Genomic DNA, 1,575 nt, shown 5'->3' on the forward strand with positions numbered 1-1,575 from the left:
CGGCGGCCACTTCGTCCTCGAGCTGAGCGCGGCCGCGGCGCACGACCCATTCGCCGCCTTCGCGCTCGACCCAGAACGGCGCGTTCTCCAGCGTGTACGTGCCGAAACAGACGCACTGAAACTCGAAAACCTGAACGACTCCGCCGACCCGCAACGCCTCGCCCTGCGCCTCGCCCGCCCGCGACGCCTCGCCCTGCGCCTCGCCCGCCGGCGCGGACTCGCCCGCCCCGCCCGCCGGCGTCAGCGCCATGTCCAGCGAAAGGAACGGGGTGTCCAGCGCCTCGAACGCCGCGCGCGCCGCGTCGAGCAGCGGCCGCGGCACGTCCTCCACGAACGAGAACCGCCCGCTGCCGCTCGCGCGGAAATCCCCCGGCCTGTTGCCGCGGCGCAGCGCGAAGACCTTCTCGCCGTAGACCAGCAGCTTCCAATCCCCGGCCAGCCCCGGCAGGAACGGCTGCACCACGAACTTCCCGCGGCGCCGCGAGCGCGCGACGTGCCACGGCCGCACCCACCGCTTCACGACGTCCTTGAGGTCGTCCACGAAGTGCGCCGTGCGGCTGATCGCCCGCGCCGCGCGCCGCCCCTCGCGGTCGTCGCGCGCCAGCCGCACGCCGTGCGCCTGGAAACCCGCCGACGGCTTGAAAACCGCCGGATACTCGCTCCAGCCCGCGCGCAGGAAGTCCTCGTACGTGCCGAACACGCGCCCGCGCGGCGCCTTCAGCGCCGGCGCCGGCAGCACGTCGCGCAAGAGCTCCATGAAGACCTTGTCGTGGTGCGCGCGATAGAGCTCGAAGCGCGGCACGAGCGTCGCCCCTTGGAGCTGCAGCGCCAGCAGCAGGTCCTCGAGGAAGCTCTTGTAGTGGAGATGCCGGTCCTCGGACGACTGCGCGATCACCAGCCGCCCCGCGAAGTTCTCCCGCCGCAGGTCGAGCCCCGCCGCCGGCCGGACGTCCGCCTCGATCCCGCGCGCCGCGAGCGCCGCGACGAGCGCCGGCACGTCCATTCCGACGTCCTTGTGCCGCGTCGAGCTGTAGAAGAACCCGCGGTAATCCGTGAGGATCGTCAGCGGAACGGCCATCGCGTCTCCGCGCGGCCCGTCCGAGCCGCGTCGCCGCGCGTCCCCTATCCCCGCGCGATCGGCGGAGAGCCTACATCAATCCGCGGCCGGCGGGCCTACCGCGGAACCCGTTTCGCGCCGCGCCGCTTCGCCCCCGCCGACGCGGGTTCGTCCGACGCGGCCGGCGGCGAGCCCGCGCCGCGCCGGCGCAGGCGCTCGGCGTTTTCGGGGAAGGAGAGCAGGTAGAGAAGGTTGTCGTTGGCGGCGTTCTGCAGGAGCAGCCCCTGTTCCCAACGCGCCAGCGAGGCGACGCCGAACTGCGTCAGCTCGGCGAACTCGCGCCGGTTCATCCCGAGCCGCCGCCGCACCGCGACGACCTCGGCCGGCGTCAGCACGCCGACGTGCCGGCACACCGCCTCGTGACGCGCGACGTCCGCGTCGTCCTCGGTGAACTCGAAGCCGCACGCGTCGCAGCGATGCACCCGCACGGTCGCGGCGAGCCGCACCGCGTCGGGCGC

The 1,575-nt window shown here is 73.7% G+C and carries 2 protein-coding genes; both read right to left on the reverse strand.

Annotated elements, in window-relative coordinates; all coding sequences use genetic code 11:
* Nucleotides 1-1,078 (reverse strand): hypothetical protein (locus LLG88_11730; protein ID MCE5247570.1); only part of this gene is annotated, 1,078 nt, incomplete at its 3' end.
* Nucleotides 1,079-1,173: 95 nt separating this feature from the next.
* Nucleotides 1,174-1,575, reverse strand: a 402-nt coding sequence (locus LLG88_11735) for a hypothetical protein (GenBank protein ID MCE5247571.1), incomplete at its 5' end; no start/stop codon positions are given.

Source organism: bacterium, from assembly GCA_021372775.1.
Lineage (GTDB): Bacteria > Acidobacteriota > Polarisedimenticolia > J045 > J045 > JAJFTU01.